We start from the raw sequence: 19,836 nt of genomic DNA on the forward strand, positions 1-19,836 counted from the left end.
TATATGGTAAAACTTATCCCATGAATAAACTAACTCATTTTGATGATAGCGGGCAAGCCCACATGGTAAACGTAGGTGATAAGCCAGCCACCCATAGAATAGCTATTGCTACAGGCAAAATTACAATGCTGCTGGAAACCTTCAAAATGGTTGAAACCGGGAATCATAAAAAAGGTGATGTTTTAGGTATTGCTCGAATAGCAGGGATCCAGGCATCCAAAAGAACTGCTGACCTCATCCCCCTATGCCACCCATTAGCTTTGACGCATGTCAGCCTAGAATTTCGACTTGACTCAACTACCAGCACCATTAGCTGTAAAGTCAGAGCAGAAACTACGGGCCCGACAGGCGTGGAAATGGAAGCGCTGACTGCAGTCCAAGTAGCCCTACTCACTATCTATGACATGTGTAAAGCGGTGGACCGTGGCATGGTAATGGGCGACATCAAGCTACTTGAGAAGAGTGGTGGGAAGTCTGGGGAGTGGAAGCTAGCCTAGCGGCAACTTAACAAACTATTGATTCATTTCAATCAGATCTGAATGAATTTTTTTAAGCACTTCACCCCAATTGCCCTTCGCTGATTGGCGATACAAAGTCATTGATGGGTACCACGGGCTATCAGCCCTCTCTAGCATCCAGCGCCAATCAGGAACATAAGGCAATAGCATCCATGTTTTCTTTCCTAGTGCACCACTCAAGTGTGCAACGCTTGTATCTACACTAATAACCAAATCTAACCCCCTAATCAAAGCAGCGGTATCAGAAAAATCGTGTATGTCAGCTGCAAAGTTGAGGATTTGAGGGTTAGCTTCAAGTGTTGCTTGATCTACGGCACGCACCTCTTTCTGCAAACTAATATATTCAAATCGATCCGGTAGATGAGGAACCATCTCTGACAATAGCAAACTACGATTGCGATCATTTTTATGTCTTGGATTGCCGCTCCAAACTAAACCAACCCGTGGTTTAGTTTGGATACCGAGCCTATGAGTCCACTCTTGCAACTTGTCTGAGATTTGTTCTTGCTTGAGGTAAGGGACTACATTAGGTATGGTCTCAATACTCGTTTTAAATGCGAGAGGCAAACTCAAGAGCGGGCATTGATAATCAAATTCCGGGAGTGGATCATCCTTAGTAACAAATTGTGAAACCCCTTCCAAATTTGCAAGCAAACTCTTCAGCGCGGGAGGCACCTCTAAGATTACTCGCGCACCTAAATCAGAAACCAATTTAGCGTAGCGGCAAAACTGAATATAGTCTCCTAAGCCCTGTTCACCGTAAAGCAAAATGGTTTTACCCTGAAGTGACTCAGCCCCAAACCAAGTAGGTTTATCAAAGCTTCTTTTATCTTGGGGTGCTGTAATTTTTCCAGATCTCCATCTGCTCTCATAAAGCGGCAGCCCACGTTGAAAGTCACCCTGCAAGAGTAAGGGTAAGCATTTGCTCCATTCCGCTTCAGAATATTCAGGATTGAGCAATAGAGCTTTATCACAATGCTCTATTGCCTCTTCGTATAAACCAAGCTCAAATAGGGCAATGGCTTTATTGGTCCATGCCTGGTAATAATCTGGCTTAAGAGTAAGTGCATTATTGTGATGCTCTATTGCCAATTCGTAGCGGCCAAGCTCATATAAGGAATTACCTTTATTAGTCCAAGCTTCAGGATATCCTGGCTGCAAGCTAATAGATTTATCGTGACAAATCAAAGCATCTTCATATAGCTCTAACTCATGGAGGACATTACCTTTATTAGTCCAAACCTCGTAATAGCTTGGATCCAACTTAATAGACTGGTCAAAAGCTTCAAGAGCGTTTTGATACTGCTTTAAAGCCAAATAAATATTACCCAGATTACTTAAAGCCAATGGATTTTTAGGGAGGTGTTTAAGTGATTTTTTGACATGCTCCAAAGCCTCCGTATATTTACCTCTTTGAGCGGCTACCACTCCAAGAAGCCTAAGAGCATGCGGATTATTTGACTGAAATCTGATAGCCTGCTCCAGATATAAATTAGCAGAATCTAAATTTGAGCTTCTAAGCGCCTCAAGCGCTTTATTAAGAAGAAAACCTACCTGTGGATTCATAATGGAATCTTACTTCAAGAACTTAAAATTATTAAAATAGATAATTACTGTAACGCCTAATACAATACATGCATCACTCTTAAAAGATACCCTTAGACATTTTTTACGTCTTAGAATCCAGTCTTCGTAAAAAGTAAAAACTTAAATGAATATATTACTTGTCTCCCATCAGCTAGATTACACGGGAGCGCCAATAGCTCTACTAGAGTTAGCCAAAAGTCTCATTCGTTTAGAGCATAAAGTCTGTATATCCTCACTTAAAACGGGACCACTACTAACTGAATTTATTAAATCTGGAATAAATTTATTTGATCATGAAAAAAATACGGCAGATGATTACGATTTAATCATCGCCAATACTGTAATTTCCGTACCCCCAAGCCTCAGTTTTGGTAAATCTAGTAAAAAAGTTTTGGCATGGATACACGAATCTGAATACTTTTTTAACATTATTAGGAAATCTCCTGATAATTTTCGCTTGGATGAGCTCAAATTTGTCGCCTTCCCCTCCAAATTTCAAATTGATGAATTTTCAAAGTGGATGCCCTCCGCCCTCAAGGTCCAACTTAAAAATTGCGTTCAAATACCCAATAATATTGCTATAGATAACAAAGGCCCCTATTTCGTCTGCTCTGGCGAATGGGAAACAAGAAAAGGTCAAGATCAATTAGTTCGCCACCTAGGGAATTTAGAGGAATTTCCAGAAATCCATTTTGTTGGCGCAATTAAACCTTTGCATCTTTCATTAGAAAAATTTGTTTTTACTGGTCACTTGACTCCTCTGGAGGCAAAAAATAGAATTGCTAGCAGCCGAGGGGTGATCAGTTGCGCAGTATCCGAAACACAAAATTTAGTTGCCATTGAAGCTATGCAACTAGCGGTACCAGTAATGTTAAGTGATATTCCTGCCCATAGAGAATTGAAAAAATTAATTCCAGATATTGTGATATTTGACGCTTCATCTATTGAATCTTTTAGGTCCAATTTCAAATTACTATTAAATCAATGGGCTGATAGTGCAGCAAGAATGAGGTTAAAAGAGGCCGCTACTCACTGGTTTGGCATGCTTGAATTTGATAAGAATGTATCAGATTTAATTAATCTTGTTAACGAATCTTAAATAATTCTTTTTATCTAACCGAGAGAAATGTGATTGGGTCCTACGTTACTTTGATAGTCCCCATACATTTTGGTGTACACCGCCTCAATGCTCTCAGTAAAACGAGGAGTATCAAACAATAAAGTAGTAAGTTGATTATTTACCAATTTCAGCTTTATTGCAGACATCATTTCAGGATTCATAGCTAGCTCAATCGCCCTAATTTCATATTCAGCGGCGCTACTAGTGACAAGCTCTGGTAATCCAACTGCATTTAAGAGGCTAGAAGCAACACGACTGGGGAAAGACTGTCCTATTAATGTGAGAACTGGAAGGCCCGCCCACAAGGCATCGCTGGCTGTTGTCCCTGCGTTATAAGGGGCAGTATCCAAAAATAAATCGCAAGCACGATAGCGTGCTAGATACTGATCAGCATCAATTCGGCCGCCAAATATCAGCCTATCCGCCTTTACACCCCTTGCTTCAGCCTCTTTCATCAAGTTATCTTTAGACCAAGGATTATCAGCATATAAGTAAAGAACACTTTTTGGGGTGGCCTTCAATATATTCATCCAGCTATTAAAAGTTGCCGGTAGTATTTTGTAATTATTGTTAAAGCATGCAAATACAAATTCGTCTTTTGGTAGCCCTAGACTCTCGCGGGAAAAAATTTCATCTGATATTTTCCTGTTCGTATCATTAACCTGATAACTTGGCAAATATACGATTTTTTCTGAGTAATATTGTTCAGCTTCATGAGGAATGATTGTCTTATCTGCAAACAGATAATCCATGTAATTAGCGCCCATGGTCCCTAAGTAACCAATGTATCCAGCTTGTATAGGGGCGGCACGATAGGAAAAAATACCAGGCCGACTGTCAGTGGTAAACCCACCTAAATCAATAGCGATATCAATACCCAAATCTCTAGAAAGCTTGGCTATTTGCATATCTGACTGAGAACCGATATCTAAAAATTGATCAAAAGCTTTTGATAATCTATTCCTCATTAGACTTTGATCATCAGGGCCATATGAAAAGGCAATAATTTCAAACTTCTGTTTATTGTGCAGTTCAAACAGTTGAGCAGTCAGCGCTGATACTGCATGATTTCTAAAATCAGCTGAAAAATATCCAATACGAATTCTCTCTTTTTGTAGCAGTTTATTTAGGGGTCCTAGCTTGGCATTCAACGGAAACTTACTATTAGCGTAAATAGTTGAGCACTGCTTCTGGAGTAACCCATCATCAACTAGCGATAATAATGGAAAAGGAGTAATGCTTTTTTCGCCTGTTCGCACTTTACTCATTAAATCTGCAAGACTTTCGTCAAAGTCATCCCATAAACATACTTTCATCTTGGTATGAAGGAGATCCCCTTCAACCCAATCAATTTTGGGATTGAGCTTTAGTGCATGCTGGTAGGCTTCTATGGATTCGTTGAACCGTTTGAGTTCATGGAGAGCTGCCGCCTTATTGACCCATGCATCTGAATACTCTACATTTAAGTTAATTGAGTTGTCATAAGCAATGAGGGCTTCTTCATAACGTTGCAACTCCTTTAAGCTAGCTCCCTTGTTAAACCAAGCCTGAAAATGATTTGGATTTAATTTGATGACCATGTTGAAAGCATCAATAGCCTCACCATAGCACTTAAGAGCATGAAGAACGACACCTCGATTTAACCAAGCATCAAGATAATCTGGATTTAAGTGAATTGCACTTATATAGGCATTAAGAGCTTCGTCTAACTTGTTAAGCTTCGTCAAGACAATGCCTTTGTTGAAACAAGATTCACTTGAGCTTGGATTTAATCTAATGGCTGAATCAAATGAAATATTTGCATCCTCTAAGCGATTCAGTGCCGCAAGGATTAATCCGTGATTTAAAAAAGCCTCCGCATAATTTGGCTGAATAAGAATAGCTTTATCCAAAACATTCAAAGCCTCTTCATAGCTTGCTAAAGCGCCCAATGTAATTGCGTAATTAAGCAATGCCTCTGGATTATTAGGCATCAACTCAACTGCTTTTTTATGATGAGGGATAGACTCTCGGAAGGAGCCGCAATCTGCTAAAGATTTTGCTAAATTGTATTGAATAGATGCTTCGTTGGGATTTAAACGTGCGGCCTTGCTCAGTAGGTCAGCGGCTTCTTGATATTTTTTTTGAGATGCCTTAATGAGTCCCAAGACATGAAGTGCTGGTAAATTTTTTGAATCCGCTTTAATGATTTTCACTAAGATGGAATCTGCCCTCTCATAATTTCCATTTTGAAAGGATTGCAAAGCCTGTTGCAACATCATCTGTAATTGGGGATTCATAAAGCAATTTTATTACTAATGATAGGTGGGCGTGATACAGCCGCTTATAGCGGCCGTATTTGGATTCAATCTAAACTAATTATTTGCTAATTCTGCATTCGGATGGCAGCAACTGAGAAAGAAGATTTGTTTCGGTAGACCTACATGACCAACCACCTGCCCAAGTGGCGCCTTCTGGCTTTGATAAATCAACTGGTTTCGGGGTATTAGCATCAGGCTCATTCGTTGGGATGAGGTGAAGCGTATTTTTGCCCTCTGGAGCAACACTAATTTGATAGTCGATGGCTATCGCCCCAGAAGGAGTTATTTCAATGAGCTTTACACTCCGTGTTGGGGCAAATGTAAACGACCCATTAGTCGCATCATCCATAGGAACTGTCCCTCGACTCGCAAATGCTTCCGTTACTGCAAGTTTGGCGCTAGATGATAAATTCATTCCCTCAACTACGCGACTACGCGCAATATAGTCTTGATATTGCGGCACCGCAACCGCAACTAAAATACCAATGATTGCAACAACAACCATGACTTCAATTAGAGTAAATCCCGCCTCTTTATGGTGGTCCTGAACTGCATTCTTTGTGCCCTTCATATCTTTTAGCTCCAGTGGTTAAATACCCCATCATCCAGTCTATACCCCTATAACTCAAGTGAGTGAGCTATAAAAAAAGCCGGTTATTTAAACCGGCTTTTCTGATTTAAGTGAAGGTTAGTTAAGCCCTTGCTTGCTAGCATTTTTCCTCTTGAAATAATTTCCAAGCAAAATAACAATCGCTACCCCAACCCCCTCAAAGATCATATGGGCATCTTCCATAGCGCCTTGAATTGAATCCTTTATTGCCGGATCCTCAACCAGCATACCGCCAGCCAAAAGTCCCAATAGGCCAGCCCCCAAAGTAATGATTACAGGGAAACGATCCATTACCTTTAAAAGCATGGTGCTACCAAAAATGATTAATGGAATTGATAGGCCAAGACCGATGATCAATAAAATTAGACGTGTTTCTTCCGGGCCCTTTTGAGCTGCTGCTGCAACCGCAATAACGTTATCCAAGCTCATCACTAAGTCGGCAACCAAAATTGTGCGTATTGCACCCCAGATATTTGAATGTCCTTGCATCTCTGCTTCATCATCACTATCGGCTAGTAATTGCACTCCGATATAGACCAGTAAAATGGCGCCAATGATTTTCAAATACGGAAGTGTAAGCAACTGAACAGCGGTGACGGTGAGTATGACTCGCAAAATAATTGCGGCGGCACTTCCCCAAAAAATAGCTTTCTTTTGCTGTGATGACGGAAGGTTACGTGATGCCAATGCAATCACAACCGCATTGTCTCCAGACAATAAAATATTGGCAACAATGATTGATAACAGAGCCGCCCAAAAGGTGGCGTCAGTAAACGCAGCTAAATCCATGAATATCTCCCTACTTTTTTATTTTTCTAAACTACATATTACAAAAAAGGCGCTGTTTTAGCAGCGCCTTTTTCTTTACTCTTTAACTTACAGCATTGCCTTAAGCAAGGCAGCCATTTCAGATGGGTTCTTAGTCACTTTAAATCCACATTCTTCCATCACAGCCAACTTCGCATCTGCAGTATCAGCACCGCCGGAAATCAATGCGCCAGCATGGCCCATACGCTTTCCTGGAGGAGCCGTTACGCCAGCAATAAAGCCAACCACTGGCTTTTTCATATTCTCTTTGCACCAGCGTGCAGCTTCAGCCTCATCAGGTCCGCCGATTTCACCGATCATGATGACTGCATCAGTTTCTGGATCTTCATTGAACATTCTCATGATGTCGATGTGCTTTAAACCATTGATTGGGTCGCCGCCAATGCCAACTGCAGTAGATTGACCTAAGCCAATTGCCGTTAGTTGACCAACCGCTTCATAAGTCAAAGTACCAGAGCGACTAACAACGCCAATACGGCCTTTCTTATGAATATGACCCGGCATGATTCCGATCTTGAGTTCGTCTGGAGTAATGATGCCTGGGCAGTTAGGTCCAAGCAATAAAGTCTTCTTGCCGCCAGCAGCTTCTTTTGCGTGCATCTTGTTACGCACTTCAAGCATGTCACGAACTGGAATACCTTCGGTAATACAAATGACGAAATCCAGATCAGCTTCAACCGCTTCCCAAATCGCGGCAGCTGCGCCTGGAGGCGGAACATAGATTACAGATGTAGTTGCGCCAGTTTGTTGTGCAGCCTCCTTAACAGTTCCATAAATAGGAATGTTAAAAATAGATTCGCCTGCTTTTTTAGGATTTACACCAGCAACAAAACAGTTTTTGCCGTTTGCGTATTCCTGACATTTTTCAGTATGGAACTGACCGGTCTTACCAGTAATACCTTGTGTAATGACTTTGGTGTTTTTATTGATCAAAATAGACATATTGAAATTCCCGGATTATTTGTTTTTGGCAACAGCAGCAACTACTTTAGTAGCAGCTTCGGCCATTGAATCAGCGCTAATAATTGGCAAACCAGAGTCTGCAAGAATCTTCTTGCCCAACTCTTCGTTTGTGCCCTTCATACGCACTACCAAAGGAACAGTTAAGTTCACTGCTTTACATGCAGTAACCACACCATCAGCAATCACATCACAACGCATGATGCCGCCAAAAATATTTACCAAGATCGCTTCAACGCTCTTGTTTTTCAACATGATCTTGAATGCTTCGGTTACCTTTTCTGCTGTTGCACCACCACCAACATCCAAGAAGTTGGCGGGCTCGCCACCAAATAACTTAATGGTGTCCATGGTAGCCATCGCCAAGCCAGCCCCATTTACTAAACAGCCGATATTGCCGTCTAATGAAATATAGGCAAGATCAAATTTAGAAGCTTCGATTTCTGCAGCATCTTCCTCATCGATATCGCGGTAAGCAACGATTTCTGGGTGACGGAACAATGCATTTGGATCAAAGTTGAACTTCGCGTCCAAAGCCTTTATCTTGCCGTTACCTTCCAGAATTAATGGGTTGATTTCAACCAATGAAGCGTCGGTATCCCAGTAAGTCTTGTACAAGTTTTTAAATACATCGCGCGCCATTGGGATAGACGCTTCAGGAACGCCAATACCTTTGGCAACGATGTCGCAATCTGCATCAGTCAAACCAACCATTGGATCAACAAATACTTTAATAATTTTTTCTGGGTGAGATTCAGCAACTTCCTCAATATCCATACCGCCTTCGCTAGAAGCCATGATCACATTTTTCTGTGTGCCTCGGTCTGTAACGATACTGAAGTAATACTCTTTTTTAATATCAGCGCCATCTTCAATTAGGAGGCGGTTTACTTTTTGACCTTCTGGGCCAGTTTGATGTGTCTTAAGCTGCATACCCAAAATTTCAGAAGCGTATTTCTTTACCTCATCCATGCTTCTTGCCAACTTCACGCCACCACCTTTACCGCGACCACCAGCATGAATCTGTGCTTTTACAACCCATACTGGGCCACCAAGCTTTTCAGCAGCTTTCACTGCTTCATCAACACTAAATGCAGGAATGCCGTTAGGAACAGGCACATTAAATTGGCGAAGAAGTTCTTTGCCTTGGTACTCGTGAATTTTCATAATTACTCCGAAACGGTATCTTTTTTAGCAAGCGATGAGGATAAGTAAAACCGATGTTGCCTTGATCTCCTATTTACACTGTAGATGGCAAAATATGCCAAATTTGAATAAATATGAGGGCTTGACCGATCTTATAAGTCTAGCATGCTGCAACGCGGCAAATTGCGCTTGCCGATCCGTAATTGCCCTAATCCGGACGGTGACCGCCAATCACCCTGGAGACTACCTCAGAGCCAAAGCCTTTGGATGCCAAAAAGCGATATTGCCGTGCGCGCTCCTTCTGGTCTTGTGCAAGCTGCCCATATTTTCTGGCCCACAGATCATAGGCCCTCTGAAATTCGGTCTCCTTTAGAGCTCCGAGTAACTTAGTAGACTCTTGGGAATTGACCCCAGCTCTCTCGAGCTCATCCTGGATTTTCCGCATGCCATAACGCTCGCTCCGCCTGCGTACCAGGGCTTCTGCAAAACGCTCATCCGAAAGCCAGCCACGAGCCTCAAAATCATCTAAAACTGCCTCAATCTGAGTGCTCCTTGATTCTGGGGTCTGATTGGCCTGCTCACCACCCAGCTTATCCCACCTTGCTTCTGATTCAGCCAATTTAGCAGCCAAACCCTTGCGACTATATTCACGGAGAGATAAAAGGCGCAAAGCCCGAGCTTTGAGACTCGGGCTTTTTTTGGATTTTTTACCGCCTAATTCAGACATCGAATTATTCGACTTCCTCTTCTTCACTCAATACATCAGTAACTACTGCCGAACCAGATTTCACACCCAGTTTCTCGCGGATCTTAGCTTCAATATCTTTAGCAATTGCTGGATTCTCTTTTAAGAACTCACGCACGTTATCCTTGCCTTGACCAATGCGATCACCGTTATAGCTATACCAAGAACCTGACTTATCAACAATATCGGCCTCAACACCCATATCAATGATTTCACCTTCTCTTGAAATACCAGCGCCATACATGATGTCAAAAATAGCTTCGCGGAATGGAGGAGAAACTTTATTCTTCACAACCTTGACGCGAGTTTCATTACCAACAACCTCGTCACCTTTTTTGATGCTGCCAATACGGCGAATATCTAAACGCATAGAGGCATAGAACTTCAGTGCGTTACCGCCTGTAGTAGTTTCTGGGGAGCCAAACATCACGCCAATCTTCATACGAATCTGATTAATGAAGATTACGGTGGTGTTTGTACGCTTGATAGCGCCCGTTAACTTACGCAAGGCTTGACTCATCAAGCGTGCCTGCAGGCCAGGCAAGGAGTCGCCCATATCGCCTTCAATTTCAGCCCTAGGAACCAAGGCCGCCACTGAGTCAATAACGATCAAATCAATCGAACCTGAGCGCACTAATGCATCAGCGATTTCCAAAGCTTGCTCGCCAGTATCTGGTTGAGAGATCAAGAGATTATTTACATCAACACCAAGACGTGATGCGTACTGAACATCTAAAGCATGCTCTGCATCAATAAAGGCGCAGGTGCCGCCAAGCTTTTGCATTTCTGCAATAGCGTGCAATGTCAAAGTTGTTTTACCTGATGATTCAGGGCCGTAGATTTCAATCACTCGACCACGTGCAAGACCGCCAACTCCTAAGGCGATATCAAGACCTAATGAACCACTGGACACCACTTGAATATCTTGACTGATTTCAGCGTCGCCCAATCTCATGATTGAACCTTTGCCAAATTGCTTTTCAATTTGCGCTAAAGCCGCAGTTAATGCTTTTTGTTTGTCTCCACTCATTCCCTCAAATTCTGAGGAGGCTGATTTTCTTTTGTCATCCAAGGCCATTTTTTATTCCTTTTCGCTATGTACTGGGCTTTTTCCCGAAGATTTATCTACTATTTAACAACTTAGGAGTTACTGTATATAAAAACAGTACTCTTGGCAAGCGACTTTTCTAAGGAATTTACTGATTTTTCAGTAAAGTGTCTTCAGTGGTGCTTTCATCCCAGTAAAAGAAGAGGGGTATGGCAATTGCCCAGGCTATTCCTACGAGGATAAATCCAGTCACTCGACCTCCCGGCTCCCAGGCTCCAGCCCCCATTCGAATACCGGCCTCATAAGACATTGGACCGCAAATCCCGCCCAAAACCGCCCCAAGAACAGGTCTACCCCGCAACCAGCTTAAAGATTTATTAATAGTAGTTGCCACCAAGACCCACAAAACCCACATCCATAAAGGCGATAAATGGGATGAAGGCCAGGGATCGCGGAAGGTCAAGCACCCTAAATTCACAATCAGAGTGTCAGTAATCACCCCATAAGCCAGTGCTTTGAGTAAGAGTCTAGTCTCTGCTTTTGGAAAAGGTGAATGCCAGGCATGCAATACGATATAAGCCAGAGTTCCTGTAACTGCCCAAAATACCTTCTGATGAGCAGCCCCCAATACACAGGCAAACCAACCCAACTGGAAAAGGGCAAAGTTCCAAAATTTAGCCATAACGCAATACTGAATCAGCCTAAGAAAAAGGCCACTGCCGCTGGGCAATGGCCTTTAGATTTGGTGGCGAATCAGGGATTTGAACCCCGGACCTGCGGATTATGATTACATCCAAAGCACATAAGTCTTTGATTATTAAGCACTTTAATTTGGTGTGTAATAAAGTGTGTAATGATTTTCTTCTTATATTTGGTTTGTAAAGTGTTACTTGCGTAATACTTTTTTCATAACGCAACCACCCTGTACATAATCATACTATTACTTAAAACAGTAGGTGGGATATGGCTTTAGCTAAAAAACAAGCGTCACGCAAAGTGGTAGCTAAAAACAAAACAACAGCAACTAAAGCTGTCAAAAGTTCAATTCCTCCAAAAGCCACCAAACCTAAATCAGTTAAAACGCAAAAACAAATTAGTGCGCTTGTAAATCAAAGTAAGGAACATAAGTTAGCTGTTTGGAAAGAAACGGAAACAGCTAATGAGTTGGTAATGAAGGATTGGGGTGGAAGACTTGCTACAACAAAAGTAAGGATGGAGAAGTTAAACAAGAAGTATGAGGAGTTACTACTTGTATTACTGAATGAAGCGTATAGCGTATATAGGGAAGTGGTTAAAAGTGATTTAGCTGATGACTTTTTTGGTGCGCTGTGGAATCAGCTATATAGAGACGGAATAAAAGTACAAAGCAACACTCCAAACGCCTCACTTGTTGTGCGCTATATCTGCGGCGCAACTATAAGCACAAAAACAGTTAGTAACTACGCAAAAGTATTAGAAGGCGCAGACTACAACAACATAAAACAAGAACAGTTCATTGCTTGGGTACAGCACAAGACAATGACGAGAGTGGTAGAGGATCAGCGCAACATTGAAAACAATAAAGAAACAAGAGCTGAAAGAATGGCTCGTGCCCGTGATGTGATTATGCGTTTGATACAGGTAAAAGAAAGAGAGCCAATGTACAGCTGGACTACTACATCGTGGCACGCAGAAAAACAAACAAGCGAAGATAACTTATGGATAGGTTTAGGTAATGCTTACAGAATATTAGATGGTGGACATAACTTCAATGCGAGTATGAACTTAGTAATGATGTTGCCTGTGAATGCTGAAATGGAGAGGCACATACTCAACATCTATGCGAGAGTGATAGTGAATAACTTGGAACAACACGAAAAATGGATGAGCGACTTGGAAGAAAAGAAATGGGCTGATGAATTATGGGAACAGCTTGTTAGTGCTGGATATGAAGAGAGTCAAAAGCAAGACGAGTATTGGGCTAATAGACAACAAGCGCAATTATTTGAGAATCAGCAAGACTTTGATAAGTTTGTAAAAGAGAAAAAGAAGAAGAAATGACTACCAAAAAAAGTAAAGAGGATTACATATGGAACAAATATGACAATATGCCGACAGCATATAAAGACTATCAGCAAAAACTTAAGACTGGCACTATAAAAATAAATGCTGAAGTAAAAAGACGCTTATCTCGCTTCCCATACCGCTATCGCTTAGCTAAATCTTTTATTGGGATTGACGCAAAGGAAGTTGGTAGAACGCTGATTGGTTATGAGGCTGGTATGAAAGTGTTTTTAGCATACACAGCATATGAAGATTTAATCTATGCGGCTCGGAAGTTAGAGATTGAGAATGTTAAAGACAAAAATGAAAATACTATCCTTAATAAAGAATTAGCTGAGCAGTTACTTAAAAATAAAAGTCTAATTGACTTTGTCCGCAATAACTTAAGAGATGAAGATGCTAAGTTAAAGATGAGGATAGAAGAATTTATTAGGGGTGAGACATATGATGTTTTATTTTTAGCATTCGCTATAAGAAACTTTTACGCACACGGAATTTTTACGGCAACTAAGGGTGGTGTTACCAAAAAAGCCGATAAAGCCCTGTACTACAAGCTGGCAGATGTTGTACTGAAGTATTGCGATAAAAGATTTACAAACTGTATTAAAAAAATATGGGGTTAAAAATGAGTGACGAGCAAAAACTTATTGAAACTGTATTAGAAGGTTACAGAGATGTACATACAGGGCTGAATAAGGACATTGAATACCTGATTGAATCAGGTATATGTGACGAGGGTGACTTAGTTGATACAAAAGCAACGCTGAATAAAATGTATAAGTTGAATAGAGATATACAAGATTTGTTAGTGGCTATATTAGGTAATGATTACGACGGCAAGAGAGTTAAGCAAGAGTTGCTTAAGCTAAGCACTATGCGTGCCTTACAGAGAGACGCAACAGATAGAAAAAGTATGGTTGAGTGGTTTGTTAAAGAGCGATTGGAGAGCAGTAATGGATAATATTTACAAGGCACAGGACTACATTAAGGATTTTGTTTCTAAAATAATTCTTCCCACATATAAATTTAATGATTGGAAAGAGTCTTTAGTACTCAGCCGTAACAAAGACAAAGATGCGCTAAACAAGAAGTGGGATATTTTTGGTAATGCGTTTGTTCCATTTTGGATAGAGCCAGATATTATTTCTGCTGGTGATTGGGTTCCTGCTTTAATGCTTACATATAGATGGACAATAAAAGATATTCAAGTTGGCGTACGATTCACAATAGTCAATAACGAAATTCAATATGTTGAGATTACTGATATGTTCGCTGTAGCAGAGCACTTCGGTAAAGATTTTGATTTTATTAAAGAGTTTGAAAAGTCAGTAGTTCTTATCAAACTCCTTTCAAGTTAAATTAACTCAACAGCCTTACGCTTCATATCATCGTTTACATCTATGTAAGCCTGCGTTGTACTGATGTTCTTATGTCCAGCTAAGCTCATCAGTACACGCACCCCAACTCCTTTAGTAGCTAAGTTAGTAATGAATGTGCGTCTACCACTATGTGAGCTAGCACCATCAATACCAGCCCGTTTATACAAATAGTGAAAGAATTGTGTGAGGGTGTTTGCTGTAAAGCCATCGCTAGTGCGCTTTTGACTATAAAAGAACTTAAGTGCTGGATTGACATAAGCATTACGCATTAAGTGTGTGTATAGCTCCAACTCCTTGCGTAGCTTATCGCTTACAAAAACAACTCTCGCTTCATTGCCCTTTGTTTGCTCTGCGCTTAAGCGTATCTCGTTGCGTATATTGCCTTCTGCGTCTAATACATCGCTATTACGCAAGCTAGCAACTTCTCCTACACGCATACCACTTAAGTGCGTAGTCATTAGTAGCGCACGATTGCGTACGCTGTGCTTGCGTGTAGCTGTGTAATCTAAAACTCTGCGTAGTTCTTGCTGTGTAAGTGTTTTTGCTTGCTTTGACATAGTTTCTACCTCGTATGTAGTGTTTTGTATGTCATTAGTATGTTTTCTTTGTTTATCTATTCCTACCTCTTGTTGTTCAATTTGCCCCAATTTTTTCTCCAATAATTTCAAGCGGTTACAAAAACCAATGCTTATATACAAATCATTACATTGTTGTATTTATTGGTGTTGTGGCTTATTGACTACAGAAACACGCAGACTTGCGTATAGCGTCTATGCGCTGTTTAAGTTGTTCTTTGCTGTATTGCTGTTAGCTGTGATGCGTTATGTGTTTATAGCGTGGATTTGAGTGTTATTTTTACTATCACTATTGACAGTAAAGTTGTGTAAGAATATAAAGAAATGATATTAAATTTTATATTTTTTTGTTAGATACCAACTGAGGAGGCAATATGATTGCTATGGCTGTGGAAAAAGGATCAACCATCTATGTATATGATGATAAAGGTCAGACTTTATGTATTAAAAATGTGCCCTCGGGTGGCGGGCTTGCGGGCTACACAGGATCAACCTTTACAGTTCGCGGCAATGGAACTATTACTACATATGATGAACGAGGAAATACCAAATTCATTAAAAATATTTAGAAAATTAAATTATGAATAAAACTCAAAAAAATAAATTTGTAGAAAACTACAGAGGTTTTGTTTTTGGTGTAAAAGACATACTCAATAGCTATGATAATTTTAGCGGAGACTGTAAGGAATACTTAAATGAGATTTCGGAGTTATTTTACGCAACATCTGAAAATAATTTTAGCAACGAAACTCACGCACAGCTAGTTAGTAGGTTGGGTTACATACTTGGCAGGCTGATAGTACAAAAAGATGAAAGTGAAACTTATGCTAAAACTCATCAATTGGTAAACATAATTTATAACAATGAAATAAAAAATCAAAAACCTAAACCTAAAAGTCTTTTATCTATCATTACAGAGAAATTATTTGGCGATATTCCAGGAGATACTGGCTGGTTTGAGGAGACGAGTGTAATGGGTAAATATCTCGCACAGAATGATAAGCATCGCTTAGAGTGCGCCGAAGTCTATGGAGAGCTTTGTCAGTTATTTGAGAATTCATAATTTAATGACTTTAATTTCAACTTCAAAAATTAAAGCCCCCACAAGTAAATATCAAACACACGCATTCTGAACCACAGCTTGTCCATTACATCAATGTCTGAACTGCTAAAATAGGGTGTATCTAAGTAAAATTCCTTAACTCTTTGGGTGGATTTCAGAATCTGTTTTTCATTTTCTTTGAATAGTTCTCTCCATTTTTTACAAAATATAAAGTATTTTTCGTATCCACTTGCTTTGATATTGCCTTGTAATTTAATTACATTTTTAATCGCATTATCATCAAAAATAATATGTTGCTCTTTATTGTCACGCAACCAAAGAATTTTTGATGTAGCAGAGATAAATTGCTTGTTATAGCGTTGTTTAAACTTGTTAAATAATTCAACATATTTTTGTTCGCTAGACAACTTTGAGTTATCTACAACGCTATTAATAATTTCTAAAAATTCTTCTTTGTTTTCTTTACTACCTATCCCATTAAAATTCCTGATAATTTTAAAATAAGTCATTGCTTTGAATAAATTATTTTTCTCTAACAATATTTTTTCAGATTCACAGTATTGTTGGTAATACTTTATTACCTGTAGCTCCCAAACTGTAGGCATATCGTTCGTCCATTTACTTGATCTCTATTCAGGCTATCAGTATTTCAAGTATTACTCAAGTAAGACTTTTATTATTTCAACCCATAGTCATATAACTAAGCATTGCGTCCAATGCTTAGCCCATAACCACCTAAACACAACTTCAGTCAATGTTTAGTGCGCTGTAGGGGGATTTGAGTATTTTCAAAATCCCAACAGCTTAGATTTCCAAACTGCGCCTCTTTAGTGCCGTAATGTAATAAGTGTGATTGAGTATTAGCTACTGGTTCTGTAATGTATATGTCGTTTTTTTGCTTTGCCTTATCTACCCAGCAGTATGTCCATAATGTTTTTATATCTTCTGTTGTCAGTATTTTTGGTAAGTTGCCTAAGTAAATGTTGTAGTGAATTGAGATTTGTGGGTTTGCTATTTCTTTAGTGCCTTCTATTGTTGGTATGAGTAAAGGTTGTAGTAATTGTGGTTTGCGTCTTGCGCCGTTTCCATAAAGTTCTTTGTTAAAACAGTTTCTTGCGTGTCTAAAGTCTTTGCGCAAGTTAAATGTCATTCTCTCAATGCTTACAGCGTCCTTGTGATAAGCAAAGTAATAGCTGTGCGCTACCAAGTAGTGCGTTATGTGCTGTGATTGCTTATCCAAAAAGTCCCTTATATCTTCTACTGTTGCTTTCATACTTTTATTTAGCAGAACCAAACAAAAGAGTAACTATTTGTGGATTTATTACATTCTGCTGGGAAAAGACTGGAAAAATCAGGTTGTCCAAGCTGTATTGCTGAAACTAAAGTTATTACTCATATAACACATAAGGAGTAAGCAATGAGTACATTAAATAACTTGAAATTAGTAGTAAGCAAGCGTCATCAAACTGTCAGCCCTGTTGTACATAGACGCAATAAACTTGTAGCTAAGTTACACGAACAGATTGAACTATGTGAAGCTAAGCAGGCTGGTAATGCTTACGCACCCAAACGCTTAAAGACTTATACAAATAAACAAACTGGTGAAAAGATGACAGTTGAAACTGTTAAGCGTGTAAAAGAATGGTTTTGGATTAGCGATAGTGGAAAAATCAATTTAGCTATTAAGTACGGCGCTAAAACACTAATGCTGAATAAAAAGTCCAAAGCTAACTGTATTGAACTTACTAGTGGAGAGGAATTGATTAGCACTTTGATAGCATTGAAAACTGATGTGCTTAATGGTGCGCTGGATGAAGCTATAGCTGAGGTTAGTACAGCAACACGCGAGGGGTTTGGTAAATGAAGCAATACAGACTATGGGTACGCATTAATCAAACACAAACGGCTAACACTATTGTGTATGCGGAGAACGCTTACACAGCAAAGCAGTTAGGGGAAGCACAGTATGGATTGGGTAATGTGCTGAACTATACGGAAGTGTGAGTAATGCTTTAGTAGGGGTTGGGTTAAATACTTGTATGCGCTTTTATGAATTTAACTCACCCTCTACTATTAAACCCATTAAGCCGATGAACCCACAGCAGTACCGCCTCTACAGTCTTAAGCGCAACAAAGATAATGCTAAGCAAGCATATAAAGCTGAGAGAGATAGACAGAAGGTAGCTAAAGCACAGCAACAGATTTTCAAAGCTACCCACTCAAAAAATTAGTGCGCAGTTTTTTGCGTCAGCTGAGAACCTAACCCCCACCAGTTTTAATCTAATACCCCCCAATAACTATTAAATGTGAAATATGTGTTTTGACGCAAAAAGCGTGGGTTTTTGGTGGTTTTTATATGTATTTTTATTTTATGAATGTGGGGATGAGAGGTATAGCTAAGATACTTTTTTATTCTTACTACGCTTTACCTCTCTGTACTCATACTTTTCATTCACCTTGCCACCAGCCTGAATCAAAACTCTACTTTCTTCATCACGCAGTTGATTGGCAGCTTTTTTAGTAGTGATGTGATCGTAATATTTTTCTAACATCTGTATTGAAGTTCCCATTTGTTTTTTTAATATGTTTGGCGGTATTTTGTCGTGTAGTAGCTTGATTGTTGCGTAGGTGTGTCTTAAGCAGTAAGGAGGACGACCTTTACCAGTAACAGGGTCAATGTATAAGTTATGTTCTTCCAAATACACTCTAAACAATTTTACTAAATCTGTTGGGGGTAGCAACTTAACAGGTGTATTGAGTTTGTTGTTGCGCTTACTTTGATATTCTTTATATCTAAATACAGCGTCTTGTGGATACTTCTGTATTACCTCCAACGCAGTCATCCCATAGTTGCGTTGCGCTATTCTATCCAATGCCTGTACTGTGTATAAATTACCAATAGCTGTCCTACCCTCTAATACACCATTCTTTTTTGACGTTTTACCAGTTAGTATTTTTATATAGGCTGTGCGATTGCGCCTCCAGTCTTGCTGTTCATAACCCCTGTCATCAACATCATCAGGCAACACCTTAATACCCGTATTAATAATTTCCTTGTCTTCTGTTATTTCTATGTGCGCCCACTTCAAGTCCAATACTTCTTTACCAGCCCTTGCGCCTGTATCAAGTAATATTTCTACATACTCTTTTAGTAGAGCCCTTAACTCTCTTGTATCAACCCTACCTTTTTCAATCCACGCATCAAAATTACTACGCATAGCTTTAACTTCTTCTACGCTAAATTCCGCACGCCTCTCACTTGCTTTACCTTTTGCTTTGAGCACCAATCTGTTTGATTCAACCATATAGCCTCTGTATATAGCTTCATCAAATACTTTATTAAGTGCCGCGTTATGCGTTAGCTGGGTACTTTTGGTTGCGTCCTTACCCTTCATCTTCTTTTTACGCACCTCTTCAAAATGCGCAAATGCTTTGTAGTCAATGCTATCTACATAGTATTTTCCTAACGCAGGCACCAGATAGCGGTTTATAGCTGTGATGTAGTCCCTATACACAGCTTTACCCTCTTTGCTGTCTAAAGCGTCTTGTAGCCTCTTTACAACCGTTTTAGCTACATCTCTAAAGTAGCGTGTGATGGGTGCTACTTGGTTTTTCTTTTTCCAGTGCGCTTCTTTGTATATGTCTTTAGCTACTTCTTGCGCTTTTTTAATATCTCTTTGCTTTGTACTGGTTCTCTGCCACTTCCCATCTATCTTGTAGTGACACTGATACACGCTACTTCTTTCACGCAATACCACCAGCAACTCGCCGTCTATGATGCTTTTGCTTGTAGCTTTGCGTTCTACCATTGTGCGTATAAGGGATAAATGGGTGGATAAAAGGGTTATTTAAGTAATACTTTAATAGCCGTCCAGCCCTTACAGCATATACCCTGTACGGTTTTTAGTCAAAAA

23 protein-coding genes are annotated in these 19,836 nt (G+C 39.9%); 10 read left to right on the forward strand and 13 right to left on the reverse strand.

All coding sequences use genetic code 11. The features are described 5' to 3' along the window. Positions 1-20 precede the first annotated feature (20 nt). Positions 21-497, forward strand: a complete 477-nt coding sequence (gene moaC, locus PNUC_RS09465) for a cyclic pyranopterin monophosphate synthase MoaC (RefSeq protein WP_011903660.1) — start codon at positions 21-23, stop codon at positions 495-497. A 15-nt stretch (positions 498-512) separates the two neighbouring features. On the opposite strand, the gene PNUC_RS09470 is transcribed toward moaC, so the two are convergent. Further along, positions 513-2,084 carry a tetratricopeptide repeat protein gene (locus PNUC_RS09470; RefSeq protein ID WP_011903661.1) on the reverse strand — a complete coding sequence of 524 codons (1,572 nt, stop codon included), beginning with the start codon at positions 2,082-2,084 and terminating at the stop codon, positions 513-515. Positions 2,085-2,229: 145 nt separating this feature from the next. Between PNUC_RS09470 and PNUC_RS09475 the strand changes: the two genes are divergently transcribed. Then, entirely contained in the window at positions 2,230-3,204 is a 975-nt protein-coding gene (locus PNUC_RS09475) for a glycosyltransferase family 4 protein (RefSeq protein WP_011903662.1), read from the forward strand. Between the two features lie 14 nt (positions 3,205-3,218). On the opposite strand, the gene PNUC_RS09480 is transcribed toward PNUC_RS09475, so the two are convergent. From PNUC_RS09480 to PNUC_RS09515, 8 genes are all read right to left on the reverse strand, one after another. Further along, positions 3,219-5,504, reverse strand: coding sequence for a tetratricopeptide repeat protein (locus tag PNUC_RS09480; RefSeq protein WP_011903663.1), 2,286 nt, complete (start codon positions 5,502-5,504; stop codon positions 3,219-3,221). Between the two features lie 79 nt (positions 5,505-5,583). After that, the gene (locus tag PNUC_RS09485) at positions 5,584-6,096 is read right to left on the reverse strand and encodes a pilin (RefSeq protein ID WP_011903664.1); all 513 of its coding nucleotides are present in this window, start codon (positions 6,094-6,096) and stop codon (positions 5,584-5,586) included. 117 nt (positions 6,097-6,213) lie between these two features. Further along, positions 6,214-6,924 carry a TerC family protein gene (locus PNUC_RS09490; protein ID WP_011903665.1) on the reverse strand — a complete coding sequence of 237 codons (711 nt, stop codon included), beginning with the start codon at positions 6,922-6,924 and terminating at the stop codon, positions 6,214-6,216. A gap of 87 nt (positions 6,925-7,011) precedes the next feature. After that, the gene (gene sucD, locus PNUC_RS09495) at positions 7,012-7,905 is read right to left on the reverse strand and encodes a succinate--CoA ligase subunit alpha (protein WP_011903666.1); all 894 of its coding nucleotides are present in this window, start codon (positions 7,903-7,905) and stop codon (positions 7,012-7,014) included. 15 nt (positions 7,906-7,920) lie between these two features. Beyond that, on the reverse strand, positions 7,921-9,090 hold the full coding sequence (sucC, locus tag PNUC_RS09500) for an ADP-forming succinate--CoA ligase subunit beta (protein WP_011903667.1): 1,170 nt from the start codon (positions 9,088-9,090) through the stop codon (positions 7,921-7,923). Between the two features lie 187 nt (positions 9,091-9,277). After that, the gene (recX, locus tag PNUC_RS09505) at positions 9,278-9,796 is read right to left on the reverse strand and encodes a recombination regulator RecX (RefSeq protein WP_011903668.1); all 519 of its coding nucleotides are present in this window, start codon (positions 9,794-9,796) and stop codon (positions 9,278-9,280) included. 4 nt (positions 9,797-9,800) lie between these two features. After that, positions 9,801-10,892, reverse strand: a complete 1,092-nt coding sequence (recA, locus tag PNUC_RS09510; RefSeq protein WP_011903669.1) for a recombinase RecA — start codon at positions 10,890-10,892, stop codon at positions 9,801-9,803. Positions 10,893-11,010: 118 nt separating this feature from the next. After that, positions 11,011-11,544 (reverse strand): DUF2878 domain-containing protein, encoded by a 534-nt coding sequence (locus tag PNUC_RS09515; RefSeq protein ID WP_011903670.1) that lies wholly within the window; start codon positions 11,542-11,544, stop codon positions 11,011-11,013. Between the two features lie 281 nt (positions 11,545-11,825). On the opposite strand from PNUC_RS09515, the gene PNUC_RS09520 reads away from it, so the two are divergent. Genes PNUC_RS09520 through PNUC_RS09535 form a run of 4 tightly spaced genes read left to right on the forward strand, consistent with a single transcriptional unit; the run spans position 11,826 to position 14,263 of the window. Then, positions 11,826-12,902, forward strand: a complete 1,077-nt coding sequence (locus PNUC_RS09520; RefSeq protein WP_011903671.1) for a hypothetical protein — start codon at positions 11,826-11,828, stop codon at positions 12,900-12,902. Next, positions 12,899-13,528 carry a hypothetical protein gene (locus PNUC_RS09525; protein WP_011903672.1) on the forward strand — a complete coding sequence of 210 codons (630 nt, stop codon included), beginning with the start codon at positions 12,899-12,901 and terminating at the stop codon, positions 13,526-13,528. The genes PNUC_RS09520 and PNUC_RS09525 overlap by 4 nt, the downstream gene beginning before the upstream one ends. A 2-nt stretch (positions 13,529-13,530) precedes the next feature. Then, positions 13,531-13,866 (forward strand): hypothetical protein, encoded by a 336-nt coding sequence (locus tag PNUC_RS09530; RefSeq protein WP_011903673.1) that lies wholly within the window; start codon positions 13,531-13,533, stop codon positions 13,864-13,866. After that, complete coding sequence (locus tag PNUC_RS09535) at positions 13,859-14,263, forward strand: hypothetical protein (RefSeq protein ID WP_011903674.1); 405 nt, start codon at positions 13,859-13,861, stop codon at positions 14,261-14,263. Before PNUC_RS09530 ends, PNUC_RS09535 begins: the two co-directional genes overlap by 8 nt. On the opposite strand, the gene PNUC_RS09540 is transcribed toward PNUC_RS09535, so the two are convergent. After that, on the reverse strand, positions 14,260-14,841 hold the full coding sequence (locus tag PNUC_RS09540) for a tyrosine-type recombinase/integrase (RefSeq protein ID WP_011903675.1): 582 nt from the start codon (positions 14,839-14,841) through the stop codon (positions 14,260-14,262). The genes PNUC_RS09535 and PNUC_RS09540 overlap by 4 nt on opposite strands. Positions 14,842-15,233: 392 nt before the next feature. On the opposite strand from PNUC_RS09540, the gene PNUC_RS09545 reads away from it, so the two are divergent. Then, positions 15,234-15,428, forward strand: a complete 195-nt coding sequence (locus tag PNUC_RS09545; RefSeq protein ID WP_011903676.1) for a hypothetical protein — start codon at positions 15,234-15,236, stop codon at positions 15,426-15,428. An 11-nt stretch (positions 15,429-15,439) separates the two neighbouring features. After that, positions 15,440-15,922, forward strand: a complete 483-nt coding sequence (locus PNUC_RS09550) for a hypothetical protein (protein WP_011903677.1) — start codon at positions 15,440-15,442, stop codon at positions 15,920-15,922. Between the two features lie 29 nt (positions 15,923-15,951). On the opposite strand, the gene PNUC_RS09555 is transcribed toward PNUC_RS09550, so the two are convergent. Both PNUC_RS09555 and PNUC_RS09560 read right to left on the reverse strand, forming a co-directional pair. Next, the gene (locus tag PNUC_RS09555; RefSeq protein WP_011903678.1) at positions 15,952-16,527 is read right to left on the reverse strand and encodes a hypothetical protein; all 576 of its coding nucleotides are present in this window, start codon (positions 16,525-16,527) and stop codon (positions 15,952-15,954) included. 146 nt (positions 16,528-16,673) lie between these two features. Then, the gene (locus PNUC_RS09560; protein ID WP_048812160.1) at positions 16,674-17,195 is read right to left on the reverse strand and encodes a hypothetical protein; all 522 of its coding nucleotides are present in this window, start codon (positions 17,193-17,195) and stop codon (positions 16,674-16,676) included. Between the two features lie 144 nt (positions 17,196-17,339). Between PNUC_RS09560 and PNUC_RS09565 the strand changes: the two genes are divergently transcribed. Further along, positions 17,340-17,786: a DUF6641 family protein gene (locus PNUC_RS09565; RefSeq protein ID WP_011903680.1), complete on the forward strand. Its 447-nt coding sequence runs from the start codon at positions 17,340-17,342 to the stop codon at positions 17,784-17,786. Then, positions 17,783-17,926, forward strand: coding sequence for a hypothetical protein (locus PNUC_RS11050; RefSeq protein WP_161485586.1), 144 nt, complete (start codon positions 17,783-17,785; stop codon positions 17,924-17,926). The genes PNUC_RS09565 and PNUC_RS11050 overlap by 4 nt, the downstream gene beginning before the upstream one ends. Positions 17,927-18,318: 392 nt before the next feature. Here the strand turns inward: PNUC_RS11050 and PNUC_RS09575 are convergent, their stop codons facing one another. Further along, the gene (locus PNUC_RS09575; RefSeq protein ID WP_011903681.1) at positions 18,319-19,731 is read right to left on the reverse strand and encodes a tyrosine-type recombinase/integrase; all 1,413 of its coding nucleotides are present in this window, start codon (positions 19,729-19,731) and stop codon (positions 18,319-18,321) included. Between the last annotated feature and the right edge of the window lie 105 nt (positions 19,732-19,836).

Source organism: Polynucleobacter asymbioticus QLW-P1DMWA-1 (assembly GCF_000016345.1).
Classification (GTDB): domain Bacteria; phylum Pseudomonadota; class Gammaproteobacteria; order Burkholderiales; family Burkholderiaceae; genus Polynucleobacter; species Polynucleobacter asymbioticus.

What these genes read in the sequence shown, in the direction of transcription:
- PNUC_RS09575 (WP_011903681.1), bottom strand. Translation starts at nt 19,731, where the DNA reads ATGGTAGAACGCAAAGCTACAAGCAAAAGCATCATAGACGGCGAGTTG.
- PNUC_RS09475 (WP_011903662.1), top strand. Translation starts at nt 2,230, where the DNA reads ATGAATATATTACTTGTCTCCCATCAGCTAGATTACACGGGAGCGCCA.
- recX (WP_011903668.1), bottom strand. Translation starts at nt 9,796, where the DNA reads ATGTCTGAATTAGGCGGTAAAAAATCCAAAAAAAGCCCGAGTCTCAAA.
- moaC (WP_011903660.1), top strand. Translation starts at nt 21, where the DNA reads ATGAATAAACTAACTCATTTTGATGATAGCGGGCAAGCCCACATGGTA.
- PNUC_RS09540 (WP_011903675.1), bottom strand. Translation starts at nt 14,841, where the DNA reads ATGTCAAAGCAAGCAAAAACACTTACACAGCAAGAACTACGCAGAGTT.
- recA (WP_011903669.1), bottom strand. Translation starts at nt 10,892, where the DNA reads ATGGCCTTGGATGACAAAAGAAAATCAGCCTCCTCAGAATTTGAGGGA.
- sucC (WP_011903667.1), bottom strand. Translation starts at nt 9,090, where the DNA reads ATGAAAATTCACGAGTACCAAGGCAAAGAACTTCTTCGCCAATTTAAT.
- PNUC_RS09565 (WP_011903680.1), top strand. Translation starts at nt 17,340, where the DNA reads ATGAGTACATTAAATAACTTGAAATTAGTAGTAAGCAAGCGTCATCAA.
- PNUC_RS11050 (WP_161485586.1), top strand. Translation starts at nt 17,783, where the DNA reads ATGAAGCAATACAGACTATGGGTACGCATTAATCAAACACAAACGGCT.
- PNUC_RS09490 (WP_011903665.1), bottom strand. Translation starts at nt 6,924, where the DNA reads ATGGATTTAGCTGCGTTTACTGACGCCACCTTTTGGGCGGCTCTGTTA.
- PNUC_RS09525 (WP_011903672.1), top strand. Translation starts at nt 12,899, where the DNA reads ATGACTACCAAAAAAAGTAAAGAGGATTACATATGGAACAAATATGAC.
- PNUC_RS09515 (WP_011903670.1), bottom strand. Translation starts at nt 11,544, where the DNA reads ATGGCTAAATTTTGGAACTTTGCCCTTTTCCAGTTGGGTTGGTTTGCC.
- PNUC_RS09530 (WP_011903673.1), top strand. Translation starts at nt 13,531, where the DNA reads ATGAGTGACGAGCAAAAACTTATTGAAACTGTATTAGAAGGTTACAGA.
- sucD (WP_011903666.1), bottom strand. Translation starts at nt 7,905, where the DNA reads ATGTCTATTTTGATCAATAAAAACACCAAAGTCATTACACAAGGTATT.
- PNUC_RS09555 (WP_011903678.1), bottom strand. Translation starts at nt 16,527, where the DNA reads ATGCCTACAGTTTGGGAGCTACAGGTAATAAAGTATTACCAACAATAC.
- PNUC_RS09485 (WP_011903664.1), bottom strand. Translation starts at nt 6,096, where the DNA reads ATGAAGGGCACAAAGAATGCAGTTCAGGACCACCATAAAGAGGCGGGA.
- PNUC_RS09480 (WP_011903663.1), bottom strand. Translation starts at nt 5,504, where the DNA reads ATGAATCCCCAATTACAGATGATGTTGCAACAGGCTTTGCAATCCTTT.
- PNUC_RS09545 (WP_011903676.1), top strand. Translation starts at nt 15,234, where the DNA reads ATGATTGCTATGGCTGTGGAAAAAGGATCAACCATCTATGTATATGAT.
- PNUC_RS09560 (WP_048812160.1), bottom strand. Translation starts at nt 17,195, where the DNA reads ATGAAAGCAACAGTAGAAGATATAAGGGACTTTTTGGATAAGCAATCA.
- PNUC_RS09520 (WP_011903671.1), top strand. Translation starts at nt 11,826, where the DNA reads ATGGCTTTAGCTAAAAAACAAGCGTCACGCAAAGTGGTAGCTAAAAAC.
- PNUC_RS09535 (WP_011903674.1), top strand. Translation starts at nt 13,859, where the DNA reads ATGGATAATATTTACAAGGCACAGGACTACATTAAGGATTTTGTTTCT.
- PNUC_RS09470 (WP_011903661.1), bottom strand. Translation starts at nt 2,084, where the DNA reads ATGAATCCACAGGTAGGTTTTCTTCTTAATAAAGCGCTTGAGGCGCTT.
- PNUC_RS09550 (WP_011903677.1), top strand. Translation starts at nt 15,440, where the DNA reads ATGAATAAAACTCAAAAAAATAAATTTGTAGAAAACTACAGAGGTTTT.